This is a genomic window from Cyclobacterium sp. SOCE241 (assembly GCF_056867545.1).
This window is the reverse complement of sequence record NZ_CP149779.1, coordinates 2,878,598-2,893,526: the sequence shown is the minus strand read 5'-3', so window position 1 is coordinate 2,893,526 and position 14,929 is coordinate 2,878,598. Positions and strand designations below refer to the sequence as shown.

9 protein-coding genes are annotated in these 14,929 nt (G+C 36.9%); all 9 read left to right on the top strand.

The features are described 5' to 3' along the window. The first annotated feature begins 927 nt into the window (after window positions 1-927). The 9 genes from WG932_RS14410 to WG932_RS14370 all read left to right on the top strand — a co-directional run bounded on the left by WG932_RS14410 (window position 928) and on the right by WG932_RS14370 (window position 14,851). Window positions 928-2,916, top strand: a complete 1,989-nt coding sequence (locus tag WG932_RS14410; protein WP_339675721.1) for a heparin lyase I family protein — start codon at window positions 928-930, stop codon at window positions 2,914-2,916. 767 nt (window positions 2,917-3,683) lie between these two features. After that, window positions 3,684-4,247 (top strand): hypothetical protein, encoded by a 564-nt coding sequence (locus WG932_RS14405; RefSeq protein ID WP_483088417.1) that lies wholly within the window; start codon window positions 3,684-3,686, stop codon window positions 4,245-4,247. After that, entirely contained in the window at window positions 4,238-7,705 is a 3,468-nt protein-coding gene (locus WG932_RS14400; RefSeq protein WP_483088416.1) for a malectin domain-containing carbohydrate-binding protein, read from the top strand. The genes WG932_RS14405 and WG932_RS14400 overlap by 10 nt, the downstream gene beginning before the upstream one ends. After that, window positions 7,684-8,100 (top strand): Kelch repeat-containing protein, encoded by a 417-nt coding sequence (locus tag WG932_RS14395; RefSeq protein ID WP_483088415.1) that lies wholly within the window; start codon window positions 7,684-7,686, stop codon window positions 8,098-8,100. The genes WG932_RS14400 and WG932_RS14395 overlap by 22 nt, the downstream gene beginning before the upstream one ends. Further along, window positions 8,057-8,278, top strand: a complete 222-nt coding sequence (locus tag WG932_RS14390; RefSeq protein ID WP_483088772.1) for a hypothetical protein — start codon at window positions 8,057-8,059, stop codon at window positions 8,276-8,278. Before WG932_RS14395 ends, WG932_RS14390 begins: the two co-directional genes overlap by 44 nt. Beyond that, window positions 8,233-8,361, top strand: a complete 129-nt coding sequence (locus tag WG932_RS14385) for a kelch repeat-containing protein (RefSeq protein ID WP_483088648.1) — start codon at window positions 8,233-8,235, stop codon at window positions 8,359-8,361. Before WG932_RS14390 ends, WG932_RS14385 begins: the two co-directional genes overlap by 46 nt. Next, window positions 8,358-13,142 (top strand): LamG-like jellyroll fold domain-containing protein, encoded by a 4,785-nt coding sequence (locus WG932_RS14380; RefSeq protein ID WP_483088414.1) that lies wholly within the window; start codon window positions 8,358-8,360, stop codon window positions 13,140-13,142. Before WG932_RS14385 ends, WG932_RS14380 begins: the two co-directional genes overlap by 4 nt. A gap of 598 nt (window positions 13,143-13,740) precedes the next feature. After that, on the top strand, window positions 13,741-13,944 hold the full coding sequence (locus tag WG932_RS14375) for a hypothetical protein (RefSeq protein ID WP_483088413.1): 204 nt from the start codon (window positions 13,741-13,743) through the stop codon (window positions 13,942-13,944). Window positions 13,945-14,041: 97 nt separating this feature from the next. Then, window positions 14,042-14,851 carry a glycosyltransferase family 4 protein gene (locus WG932_RS14370; RefSeq protein WP_483088412.1) on the top strand — a complete coding sequence of 270 codons (810 nt, stop codon included), beginning with the start codon at window positions 14,042-14,044 and terminating at the stop codon, window positions 14,849-14,851. Window positions 14,852-14,929 lie beyond the last annotated feature (78 nt).

Below are 14,929 nucleotides of genomic sequence, written 5' to 3'. Positions count from 1 at the left end.
TTAAAAGAAAATGAAGCTTCCATTAATCAAATAATTCCTCAAATTGGGGCCAAATTCTTTATTTATAAGTGGCTTTACCTTTTTCCATTTAAATTTACGCACAAGACTTTTAAGAGTAAGTATCCACATAAAATGTGGGTAAAGTATTTAAAATTTTGCTATAGGTGTTTTTAAATTTTTTTAGGAGCTATAGCATTAGTTGTTTTCAGTGGGCTTGAATTTGCTTTTTTGTTTTTAAATCCAAAAGATACATTGCCGAAAAATTTCGATAAATGCGATTAATAGTGAGGTGAATTTTCACAAAACGTGGTGGATCTTCCCAAAAAGAAAACAATTAACCTTTTATTATTTGATCAATTTTTTATTGATTAATTTAATTTAAAAGTTTTGTAAATTAGTATTTAATTTTATGTAGACGGGTGATTAAATTAAGCCAAAATTTGGTATTTTTAGATTGAGTTAACTAGCTAAATCGTATTTCGGGATGTTTAAATAGAAGGAATTTAGATTGGGATATGTTAAGATCAATAACTTTGATGATAGGATCTTTTTTACACAGCTTAAAATATGTATTAAACACCCACTTAAATGTTTCTTGCCATTCAAATCACGAATTGGGAATCAACAAATTTAGAATCTTTAAATAATAGGTATTTAGTTTTTTTTCATAAATACTGAATTAATCTGTTTGATAATCTTTTAGTTTGAATTAGATGCGCTCTTTTATTATATATAGTGTCATTGTTTATTGTAATTGAAAAAAAATTGCTTGGTATAAAAATTGTCTAGTACTGAGAAATTGAATTGGGTTTGTTTTTAGGTATTTAATCATCCAAACATTTTTATACCTGTTTAAAGCTTCATTATGGCCCAAGTTTAAACATGTAAATAATTATATTAATTCAACCACCAAACAAATTATTAGTTATGATCATTTTACGACAATCTTATAGGTGGCTTATCGCCACCTCGATGAGCTTGCTATGTTTTTCATGTCAAATGGATGAGGATGTTCTTTCTCCTAATGAAAATCTATTAGGGGAGGATATTGACGATTTATTACTTCTACAAGCTTATGCTTCCGACGGAGAATTAGGGGACTGGAACATTGTTTATGAAGAAACATTTGAGAGTGAGAATCCATTTTATGCATATGTTACCAAACAATTTTCTGAAGATCATTCATTTAAGGTTTCTAGTTCACCGTCGTTTAAAGGTGATCATGTAGGAAGGTTTGAGCTACGCAAAACTGATGCAAAAGCAACTCGCACAGGGAAAAGAGCTGAGATCCTTGTTGAGACGCCTACGGGAGCCGAAAACTGGTATAGTTTCGCAGTTTATTTTCCTTCTAATGGATTTGAAAAAGATAATGATGATGAGGTAATTTCTCAATGGCATAATGCTGGAACACCTACACTATCCTTAAGGGTAGTTAAAGACGATTTGATATTCAGGGTAGGACACGATTCCAATTTAAAAACATCATTATGGGACCATTACGATTTTGGTAGCGTTCCTAAAGATGAATGGGTTGATTTTGTTTTTCATATAGTACATTCCGATAATAGCGATGGATTGGTAGAAGTATGGCGAAATGACGACAAAATTCTTACCCATTCGGGACCTAATAAATACAAGGGTGAGCGGCTTCCAAGGTGGAAAGTAGGGATTTATAAAGATGCTTGGGATGGAAAGACCACTGACACGGATAAAAGGATTCTTTATTTTGATAATATTAGAATTGGAAATGAAAAGGCTTCCTATGAAGAAATGGATCCCAAAAAAGATAATAACAAAGGATGGGGACCTAAAGTACCAGAAATCGAATCGTTCTCTCTTATTAACACGATTACGGACAAGGTATTAGGGGTAGTTCCGAACGATGGGATTATTAATCTTAAACCTATCGGCGATAATAGAATTTCTTTACGGGCAAATTTTGAAGAAGAATTTGAAGGTAGTGTGGAGTTTGAGTTAGAGGGGCCTAAAAGTTTTACTGTTGTAAGAAATGAAGCAGAATATTGCATTTATGGTTATGACAAAGGGAATTACCACAACGGTGGAGGAACCCCTAAAGGAGTATACACACTTACTGCAACACCTTATATAGGTCACAATAAAAGTGGGAAAATTGGAAAGCAAGTAGTTTTTAACTTTACTATAGATGAATTAAATAGTGGAGGAGTTATCCAAGGAGGAAGCGGAGATTTATTAGAAAATAATTTAATTAACATCACGGATGATTCACAGGATTTAGGTGAAACAAATTCAGGAACTGAAAATAATGAGATTGATGTAAACCCTAATTTGGTTGGGCACTGGAATATGGATGAGGGAAATGGAAGAACACTGTATGATGAATCGGGAATGGGTAATCACGCAACAATCGAAAACGATTCCGATGTTTCATGGGTAAATGGGAAATTAGGCAAGGCTTTGGAGATGAATGGAAGGACAGGTAGGTATGCTTATGTATCTCATAATTCTAGTTTGAATATTACGGAGTCTATTACTATATCCGCTTGGATAAGACCTTCTAAAAAGGCAAGGAAGCAAATTCTCTCCAAAGGAAATGTATATGAGTTCAGTATATTTGAAAATGGTAAAGTGGAGTTTAGAATCAATAGAGATACCAATGCGAAAGATTTTATGATACAATCAGTAAAAAGTTATCCTACTGATGGGGATACTTGGATGCATGTGGCTGCTACTTTTGACGGTCGAAACTCCGTAATCTATATTAACGGAGAAAAAGACCATTCTTCTACCTATAATTCTACAAAAATTAACTCCAACAGTACGGCTGTACAAATAGGTGCCAAGTATGGGAATAACCGCTGGACCGGTGCATTAGATGATTTGCGACTCTATAATACTGCATTAAGTGCTTCACAGATAAAAAGTATTTATAATTAATTTTTGCTTTCGAGCTGTAGAAAATAAATAAAATCCAATATTTAAGCTTTGTAACGGTAGCATGTTACAAAGCTTTTTTTATTCTAATCTAATTTTTTATTCAGAATGAATCTTAATTATGTAAAAGAATTGGCAAGTTGTGTTGGGATGTTTTGAGAATCAAGTTGATTTTAGATTAGCATAACATCTCTATTTTGAAATTGAAAATAACATCGAAGATAATTATTTTTTAAGTTTTTTCGGTACCAAATTGAAGGTGCATTGCTTATTTCGGGTTGAATTATGATAATTCAATTGCTGATCAGATAGATTTTCAAACTGTCTAAAAAAGATTGTTTTTTTGCTTTTTGTCTTCTAGATTTCTGTATATAAGCTCAATACCGGAGTTTTATTTGATTTTTATGTCTAATTTTTCAACGATACATCTTTCAGCGTCTACTTTATTTAATTGAATGATTTTAAGTTTATATTAAAAATACTTCTTTTAATCCTGATAAATGTTTTTTTAACACTTATTTATTTTATCATATATTTTTATTGTTGTAGTTAGAACTTACGCGTAGTAATTTTTTTATAAAATATTTGGATATATGCTCATAAAATACCTGCTTCTTAATATATACGGTTTTATGTATTTATAGGTAGTATTTTTGTATTTGTTATATATATTGTTAACTTTACAATATTGGAATTATCTATGATTAGTGACCAATATATTATTTAGGAGAAGTTAATTTTTATTAGTTTTTATATTAAATTATTTAGGTATGTCCGGTTTGCCAAACTCCCTCTCAAAGGCAAAGTACCCGCTAATCTTTGCTATTATTATGTTTATTGGTCAGTCCTTGTTTGCTCAGGATGTACCATTTGATATTTCTACGCTTCAGTTTAATGGAGCTCCAAAGCCGAATAAAGGTACTGCCTTGGAATTTGGGCCTGATGGAAGATTGTATCTAGCTGATCTTAAAGGAGAAATTAGAATTTACACCATAGAAAAAACGGGACAGAACATTTACTCCGTAACTGACTATGAGACCTTGTTAGGAGTTCAAAGTATTCCTAATCACGATGATATAGGTATCCTCTCAAGAGATGCAAGGAGTACAAGGCAATTGACAGGGATAACTGTTGAAGGCACAGCATCCAACCCTGTTATTTATATCGGGTCAAGTGATCCAAAGTGGGGAGGTCCCTCAGGTGACAAGGCCATAGATACTAACTCAGGTGTTATTACTAGACTAACGTGGACGGGGTCAAATTGGGATGTCGTCGATTTGGTTAGGGGCTACCTAGGTCGGAAGAAAACCATTCTACAAATGGATTGGTTTTAAGTACAATCAATGGAAAGCCTTACCTTTTGGTTGCGAGTGGTGGTAACACCAATGCAGGTTCTCCCAGCATTAATTTTGCTTGGACTACTGAATATGCACTTTCTGCTGCCATATTATCCATTGACTTGAATGCTATAAATGCCTTACCTACTAAAACTGACGTTATTTCCGGGAGGAAATTCAAATATGATATACCAACATTAGATGATCCTTTTAGAGAAAATGTAAATGGGATTTATGATCCTAATGACCCTAATTATGATGGGATTGATGTAGGAGATCCGTTTGGCGGAAATGATGGTTTGAATATGGGGATGCAGGTTGTTGGAGGGCCTGTACAAGTGTTTTCAGGTGGTTATAGAAACACCTATGATGTACTAGTAACCGAAGCCGGGCAGGTTTTTGTTACAGATAATGGTCCCAACGAAAACTGGGGAGGCTTGCCTGAGAATGAAGGTAATTCCGGAAATGTAACTAATAATTATGTGCCGGGCGAATTAGGAAATAACCCTACAAATCCGGCCATATCCGGAGAATATGTTACCAACAGAGATCATCTTATGATGGTTACTAATGATGTTGATAACTATCAATTTGGCTCTTATTATGGAGGACACCCTTCACCCATACGTGCAAATCCTGGCAATCCTTACACTTTAGGTGCCTCATTTCCTTTTAACCCTGGTGGAGCAGGACTATTTACCAAAAGTTTAGACGATTATTATAGCTGGGAATACGTATACCCTTCCTATTCCCAAAACGAAGTGTTTAGAACTCAGATTTTAGCACCTGTTGCTCCGAATGAAACAGGATTTTTAGACTATGTGGCGACTACCTTGCCAGCCAACTGGCCTCCGGTTCCTCTGAGCCTTGCAAATCCGGCGCATGGTGATTACAGGGCGCCTGACTTGAATAATCCTAATGGCCCACAGCCCGAAATCGTCACAATGTGGCCAATCAATACCAATGCTATAGCAGAATATACTTCGTCGGCGTTCGGAGGTGCGATTAAGGGTGCTATAATTGCCGGAAGAAATGGAGGAAGACTTCACTTGGTAACTCTAAACCCTGATGGGTCATTAGATGACCTTTATGAAAATAAATGGAATCTTAATGGTGGTAATGCTTTAGGGATTACTGCAAATGGGGATGATGAAATTTTCCCGGGAACCATTTGGGTGGCCACATTTGATGATCGGATTAGTATTTTTACCCCTGCCGATTTGGCTTTCTGCCCCGGCTCAAGTGATCCATTATTTGACCCTGATGCAGATTATGACAATGATGGATTTACCAATCAAGATGAAATTGACAATGGGACAGACTATTGTTCAGGAGCTTCCATTCCTACAGATTTTGACGGTGACCTTATTTCTGATCTTAATGACATGGATGATGATGATGATGGTGTTATGGATGAAGCTGATCCCTTCCAATTGGGGAACCCTACCAATCTTCCAATTGATAACGAATTGTTTTCAGACAATACAGATGAACTAGGTAGGCCATTTGGTTATTTAGGGTTAGGCTTAACAGGTTTGATGAATAATGGCGAAGCCAATCCCAATTGGCTAAATTGGTTGGATGTTTTAGGTGAAGGCCCATTACCAAATGATATCTATGGTGGAGCTGCCGGTGCCATCCAAATTGCAGTTACAGGTGGCACAGCCAACGGGTCTTCAAACAATCAGGACAAGGGCTTTCAAATGGGGGCTAATGTGAGTTTAGAAACCGGTGAGTTTTTGATCAAGGCAGGCCTTCTTGGTTTAGATGGGCCTCAAATGTTTTACAATATCGATCATAATGGAGAATTAGGAATTCAAATAGGAGATGGTACGCAAGAGAACTTTTTGAAATTTGTGTTTACCAAAACCCATATTGTGGCGGCGCTGGAAGTTGATGATGTTCCGGACCCCAATCCGCTTATGCTTCAGATAGAGGAGGGAGATAGGCCTAATTCAAATGAAAAGGTTGAATTTATTTTAAGAGTTTCTTCGGTATTTGGAGTGGTAGAACCAATCATCCAGATAGGAAATCGTCCATCTATTAGTCTAGGAACCAAAGTTCTTAGTGAACCTTTATTAAATATAGTGACAGACAATTCTCTTCCTTTGGCCATTGGGGTATTTGGGACATCAGCTCAACAAGGTGTAGAATTTATGGCAACTTATGATTATTTTAAGGTAACTGCAGATCAACCTTACCCAATTAATAACTTTTTGAATCTTACAAAACAGGTTGGGGCAGCGGATAAAATATACGATTTAACAGACTATTTTAATGATAATAATGGGGTTGAAAATCTCAACTTTAGCCTAACAAATAGCAATTCTGCCTTTGGAGCTACTATTTCAGGAAGTCAACTTACATTGACTTTTGCGAACCAACCAGACTCTACGGAGATTGTTCTTCGCGCTACTGATCAGGATGGCTATTTTGCGGAGCAATCTTTTATGGTAAAAGTTATACCTGCAGAACAGATTTTGTATAGGGTAAATGCTGGGGGTGAAGCTGTTTCCGGAGAGGGTGCATCGCCTAATTGGAATGAAAATATTATGGATGGAGCCTATGAAGGCGAAGGGTATACTGTCAATGTGGGTACAGCTAAATCTACTGTTTTTGATTATCAAAATAAGCATTCATCGATTCCTTCTTATATCAACAGTAATACGTATTCCGAAATATTTGGTAGTGCACGAGAAAATTCAAGTTCTGAAAATATGGTTTATAGCATTCCTGTGACCAATGGGGAATATAATGTTAATTTATATATGGGAAATGGCTCCAATGAAAGTTCTACTGTTGGGGCAAGAGTTTTTGATGTTAAAATTGAAGATGCACTAGCGTTAGATGACCTTGACTTGGTTGTCCAATTTGGTCATGGAGTTGGTGGGATGGAGCAAATCCCTGTCACTGTTACAGATGGTGTACTGGATATTGAATTTGTTAAACAAACAGGGAATCCAATTGTTCATGCCATTGAAATTTCGGGGACGCAGGTATCCGACCCGATAATTATCATTCAAGAAATAGAAGATCAGTTGAGTAGTGTAGGAGAGGTATTGGATGGGACTTTAAGAATCATGGCGGAAGGTGGAGTAGGGGCTCTATATTACACTGCTTCCAACTTACCACCAGGAATCGACATAGAAGAGGTTAATGGTAGGATTTATGGTACCGTAGATGAAAGTGCTGTTGCGGGTTCTCCTTATCAAATAACAATACAAATAGAAGACTCCAATTATCCCGTTCAAAACGTTGAATTATTTAACTTCACTTGGACAATTGAACAACAAAATTGGAAAATCTTAAATGAAAACCAAAATTATACTGCAAGACATGAAAATGCCTTTGTTCAAGTAGGGAAGTTCTTTTATTTATTAGGTGGAAGAGAAAATTCTAAAAAAATTGATAAGTATGATTTTGAAGCGGATTCATGGAGTTTTTGGATTCTGTAGCTCCCCATAGCTTCAACCATTTTCAAGGCATTAGTTATATGGGGTATATCTGGGTTATAGGAGCTTTTGTGGATAATGCTTACCCTAATGAAAACCCGGCTTCAAATATCTGGATATTTGATCCTGTAAACGAAGAATATATCAAGGGACCTGAAATACCCCAGGGAAGAAGACGTGGGTCAGCAGGCTTGGTCATGTATAATGATAAATTTTATTTAATCGGTGGCAATACATCCGGTCATAACGACGGGTATGTTCCATATTTTGATGAATACGACCCTGCTACGGGTACTTGGACTATTCTTCCAAATGCTCCAAGGCCGAGGGATCATTTTCATGGGGTAGTGATTGGTGATAAATTATACGCAGCTGGGGAGATTAACCGGAGGAGTTGAAGGAGTATTTGCTCCTTTGGTCCCAGAAGTGGATGTTTTTGATTTTGATACCCAAACCTGGTCCACTTTACCAAGTTCTCTAAATATCCCAACACCTAGGGGGCAGCCTTTGCAGCGAATTTTAATGAACAACTGGTTATTGCCGGAGGCGAGCTATCTAATTCAACTGACGCTTTAACTACTACTGAAATCTTTAACCCAACTACCCAATCCTGGTCCAATGGGTTGGAATTGAACTTCCTAGGCATGGCACTCAAATGATTGTTTCAGGAAATGGATTATTTGTCACAGGAGGTTCCCCGGTAAGAGGAGGAGGAAATCAGAAAAATATGGAATATTTAGGAATAAATAATCCAAAAGGCCAGTCTTTGTCAGGAAGTACAATAGCTACTGCAGAAAATTTAAAAGTCAATAGTGAGGGGCAAATAGTGACAACTCTAAATGTTTCGGGAGGAAATCAAGCAATTTATATTAGGGAAATGCATGTGGAAGGAGCTGATGCTTCCGATTTTGAATTCGTAACTGAACCATTTATTCACTCAATATTGATAGCCAATAGCTCCAACCCGATCCACTTAGACTATAATGGGTCCAAAGAAAACATTGATGCTAAATTGGTGGTGGAGTATGGCGAGGGTGCAATTGTTGAGTTTCCTATCGAAGGGTATATCCCGGGAGTTATTCCAAATGCACCGTCAATAATTTCACCTGAAAATCAAGCTACTAATATTGATAATATTTCGGAATTAAGTTGGCAAAGTGAAACTTTAGCGACTGAATACCGAGTGCAGATTTCGATTAATTCAAACTTTGCTACCACCATTACTGATGCTCAAGGTATAACAGAAACCTCTTTTATTACGCCCGAACTTCAAGATCTAACGACTTATTATTGGAGAGTTGCTGCTTCCAATGAAGAAGGTGAATCAATTTGGTCAGAGGTAAGAAGTTTTACAACCAAAGAAACAGCAATAGGTGTGCCTGCTGCTCCTGTGCATGTAAGCCCGGCAAATGGATCTATCGATCATTCAAGAATTTTAGTACTGAGTTGGGAAGAAGAAGCTTTTGCCTCAACCTATAAAGTACAAATTTCATTGGATTCAGATTTCTCTACGACCGTAGTCAATGACCAAAATATTTCAGGAACAAACTTTACTACTCCCACACTGCTTTCAAACACTGAATATTATTGGAGAGTAGCAGCTACCAATACTGCAGAAGAAGATTCACCTTGGTCTTCAGAATGGTCCTTTACAACTGCTCCTGACCAGTTGTCTTCCTCTGAATTGGTTGGATACTGGAAAATGGAAGAAGGAGGTGGGAATACCCTGCTTGATTATTCAGGGAAAAATAATAATGCTACGATCCAAAATAATTCTGGGATTTCATGGGTGACCGGAGTCGATGGATTGGCCCTAAGAATGACAGGTTCTTTAAATAGATATGCATCGGTAGCTCACAATTCCACTCTGGATATCACAGAAGCCATTACTATCGCAGCTTGGATAAAACCTAATGGAATAAATAGAAAACGGATACTGTCCAAATCAGGACCTGATGGATATGAATTTTCAATTTCTGAAAATGGTAAATTGGAATTTCGGTTCAATAGGGAAAGCAGTGGTACAGAGTATATGCTCTATTCTAGTTCTGATTATTCCTCAGATGGCGAAACATGGATGCATGTGGCAGTAACATTTGACGGAACCACATCTAAAATTTATGTCGATGGAATGGAAGATAATTCAACATCTTATTTCCCTGTTACAATTAATTCAAATACAACAGAGCTTCAGATTGGTGCTAAATATGGGAATAATAGATGGGATGGTGATCTTGACGAAGTGAGGCTTTATAATGGAGCGTTAAATGACCAGGAAATCTTTTCTTTATACAATGGAGAAACCCTTGTCACAGAAGCCCCGCCAACACCTGTACTTGCCTTACCAGAAAACAATACTGATAATTTGTCTAATTTAAACTTAAATTTAAGTTGGACAGCTTCAGGATCCGCAAGTGAATACAATATTCAGGTTTCTCAAAACTCTCAATTTACAGCTTTACAGGTCGACGAGGTTGGGGTTTCAGCTGTTTCATACACTGTAGATGAGCTACAACCCAATACAACCTATTACTGGAGAGTGGCAGCTACCAATCAAAATGGTAGTTCTCCTTGGTCTGAGATTTGGAGCTTTAAAACAGCAGAGGTAATATCCGGAAGTGCGGAACTTGTAGGTTATTGGAAAATGGAAGAAGGGAGCGGTAGTACATTAACAGACCATTCAGGAAATGGGAATAATGCCAATCTTCAATCCACCTCTGGAATTTCATGGGTAAGTGGAATAGATGGATTAGCCTTAAGGATGAATGGTTCATTAAACAGGTACGCATCTGTTCCTCATAACCCTACTTTGGATATTACAGAAGCGATTACTATTGCGGCTTGGATTAAGCCTGAAGGGGTTTATAGAAAGCGTATTCTTTCCAAGTCCGGTCCTGATGGTTACGAATTTAGCATTGTTGAAAATGGTAAAGTGGAGTTTAGGTTTAACAGGGAAAGTAGTGGGACCAACTATAGGATTTATTCCAATACAGACTATCCCAGCGATGGTGAGACATGGATGCATGTTGTCGCGACCTTTGACGGTACTACTTCAAAAATCTATATCAATGGGGTAGAAGATAATTCTGATTCCTACCCCCAGTCACAAATTAATTCTAACACTACTGAATTACAGATAGGAGCCAAATATGGAAACAATCGATGGATAGGTGATCTTGATGAAGTCCGACTGTATCGAGGAGCTTTGAATAATCAAGAAGTAAATGATCTTTTCAATGGTACCTCCAGCGTTCCAAATGAACCTACAGCACCACTTCTTGTTTTTCCTGAGAATTTTTCTACAGGTGTTTCCAATCTAAATCTCAATTTGAATTGGGAAGCACCTGCTTCAGCAGATGAATTTTGGATTCAAGTTTCTGAATATCCGGATTTCTCAGGATCATTGATAGAGCAAACTAATCTTTCTAATGATTCATTTAACTTGCCGGAATTGAAATCGAATACTACTTATTTCTGGAGAGTAATTGCCTCAAATGAAGAGGGGTATTCTCCTTGGTCACAAGTATGGAGTTTTACTACCGAAGAGGTTGTTAAGCTGGTAGGTTATTGGAAAATGGAGGAGGGGTCAGGTAATATGCTTATTGATCATTCAGGTTTAGGAAACAATGCCACCTTAGGCAATCCCTCCGGAATCACATGGGTGACAGGCAAGGAAGGATTAGCTTTAAGTTTGACAGGGCTGGTTGACAGGTATGGAGCGGTGCCGGATAACTCCTCTCTAAACATTACAGAAGGAATTACGATAGCTGCATGGATTAGGCCGTCAGGACTAGGGAATGCACGCATTTTAACCAAAGCTTTGCCTGATGGGTATGAGTTGAGTATTCTAGAAAATGGTAAGATCGAATTTAGCATAAATAGGGAAAGTGGAGGTAATAATTATACTTTGCTTTCTAATACTGATTATCCAACAGATGGCCAAACATGGATGCATGTTGCTGCCAGCTTTGACGGGACCAATTCCAGAATTTATGTTAATGGGCTAGAGGATATTTCAGTGGCCTACACCCCAACTCAAATAATATCCAATTCATCCCAATTGCAGATTGGTGCCAAAAATGGGGAAGAAAGATGGGAAGGAGAATTGGATGAAATTAGAGTTTATAATGAAGCCTTAACAGGTCCGGAAATATTTGATATTTTCGAAGGGTCTCCTGAATTGCCAATTTCTCCTCAGTTAACCATGCCTATCAGTGGGATTAGTGGTCTTGAACCATCAGGGATAATTCTAGCCTGGGACCCTGTAGATTTTGCAGATAGCTATACTGTACAATTCGCAGAGGATCTTACTTTCTCTATAGGTGAGACAACAATATCTAATATAGTGGAGACTTCCTACTCCATGCCTCAGTTGGATTATAATACTACCTATTACTGGAGAGTCTCTGCTTCCAATAGTGCAGGAGATTCCCCATGGTCACAGGTATGGGATTTTACTACAATAACTGAGGCCATTGACGAAGATTTAGTTGGTCATTGGACCATGGAGAATGGTAGCGGTAATACCTTGATAGATTATTCCGGTAAGGGCAATGATGCAACCATACAAAATACCTCAGGAATAAGCTTGGTGCCAGGGAAGGTGGGACAAGCATTAAGGTTGCCTGGGTCTATTAATAGGTATGCATCTGTTCCACATAATTCAACCCTTGATATCAATGAGGCAATCACAATAGCAGCTTGGATTAAACCTACAGCGATTCAAAGAAAACAAATCCTTTCAAAGTCAGGACCGGATGGGTATGAGCTTAGTATCTATGAAACAGGAAAGCTTGAGTTTAGAATTAACAGAGAAAGCAGTGGTTCAGACTATAGGATTAATTCAAATGGAAATTATATTGCAGATGGTCAAACATGGTCTCATGTGGCTGTCACATTTGACGGAACCACGTCTAAGATTTATATCAATGGCGTGGAAGATAATTCAGCTACCTATTCTCCCCTACAGATTAATTCCAACACCACAGAATTGCAAATAGGTGCCAAATATGGTAATAATAGGTGGGAGGGTGATCTCGATGAGATTAGACTTTATAAAAGGGCTCTTAGTGGAAGTGAAATTGCAAACCTTGCAAATCCAAGTCAAAATCTTCGAGTAATGCCGAATTTCAATGCAATTTCTGAGAATGAAATAGGCTTAGATGAAATGTCTAATCAAGTAGATATGGGGTGGTCTACCCGCATTTATCCTAACCCTGTAGATGAAGTGATTAACCTTGTAATGCCTGGTGAGTTGGAAGGTAAAGTGCAGATTTATCTTTTTGATATGAAGGGTGTACAAATGATGAATGGAGAATTTGAAATTAAAAATGAAGTTCTATCAATTAATATTTCTAAATATTACCTGTCGCAGGGAATTCATCTACTATTGATTAATAGAGATGGCAGGCAATCTTTATTCAAATTCTTCAAAGAGTAATAGAAGAATTGATTTTAACAATAATAACATCAAAGACCGTCTCTTGGAGTAATTTAGAGGCGGTCTTTGTGAATTTTCCTGAGGTCAACTAATTAGTTTGGGGATTTATGAAGCGAAGAAAATGTGCTATGCCACGCCCGAAGTAAACCAATAGTAAGAAATACAATATGAATGGTTTTTACTGTAATGGTATGATAGGTAGTGGCTAAGTTGTTTTTGTGGTTCAGTGCATTTAATGGGAGAAATTTATATATTAAACCCGAATCTATGCAATAGATAACCTATTGAGTTATTTTGTGCTTAAATCATTTCAAAATCACCCATTTTATCGCCTTTACTAATGTTATTAATTCTTGCGATGCTTATTTCTCCAAATAATCTGATTTTATTATGCTTGCAAAATGTTTCTCAAATTCTATTAACTTATCCGTGTAAAGATTCATTGATTAAGGTTCCATAAATTAACCCAACTTAGGTGGTGGGGTTTTAAGAAGTTTCAATAGTTAAGGTTGGTGCTCATAGGGAGTTTACGTGACCAGATTTTATAAAGTAATAGAAAATCTATTGCTTTTCGGGTTAAATCAAAACAGTATTATTTATGAAGAGAATTTTATTTTTCATTGGAGCCCTTGTGGCAGGAGGTAAAGAAAGAAGATTTATGGAACTTCTCACTTTCCTGAAAAACTCCGGAAAATATGAAATGATAGTAGTTACCACAGGAGATAATATACATTTCCCGGCATTCAAACAACTTGAAATACCCCTAAAAGTCATTAAGAAAAAAGTTCTTGGGCGTAATTAGCTTTCCCTACGCTTTATTGGAAATAGCCTCTGAATTCCAGCCGGACCTTATCCATACTTGGGGTCGCATGCAAACACTCTATGTCTTGCCAACTAGAATGATAAAAAATATTCCCTTGATAAATGGCCAGATTACTAATGCCTCTCCTAATATTTCTTTAAAGAATAGATTTATTGATAAACTAAATTTTTGGCAATCAAGTATTATTTTATCCAATTCCTTTGCTGGCATAGCATCATATAAACCACCAAAGGGAAAGTACAGAGTGATTTACAATGGGGTAAACTTAAATCGCTTTAAAAACTTGACTGATCAATCAGTAACAAAAGAAAAATACAATATAAATACACCCTTAGCAGTAGTTATGGTAGCTACTTTTTCTAAAAATAAAGATTATGAAAGGTTTTTTAGAATTGCAAAAAAAATACTTACCATTCGAAATGACGTTAGTTTTATCGGAGCCGGTTACTATCATAAAGGAAAGAATAGCCTATACCAACGATGTCTGGAATTGGCCGATGGACATCCAAATTTAATTATGACAGGACTTATTTATAATGTAGAAGATTTAGTGAATGCTTGTGATATTGGCGTCTTGATCTCAAATAAGAAAGTGCATGGGGAGGGAATTTCTAATGCTTTAATAGAATACATGGCCTTAGGATTGCCGGTAATCGCCAATGATGCCGGTGGAACCAAGGAATTAATAGTTCCTGGTGAAAATGGTGTTTTAATTACCCAAGAAACAGATGAAGAAATAGCTATGTCTATTACTGAATTATTGGATCATCCTGAAAAAAGGATGAAATATGGAGAGGCAGGAGAAAGGAAAATAAAGGATTGTTTTACTATTCAAAAAATGGGGGAGAACTTTTTGAAGTTATATGAAGAAGTATTAAATCCATAAAAAAATTCCATTAAACCAAAGTTAGCAAAAGATGTATTAGTATGCTTGAATTTGATTTATTATTGGTATTTGTGCTCC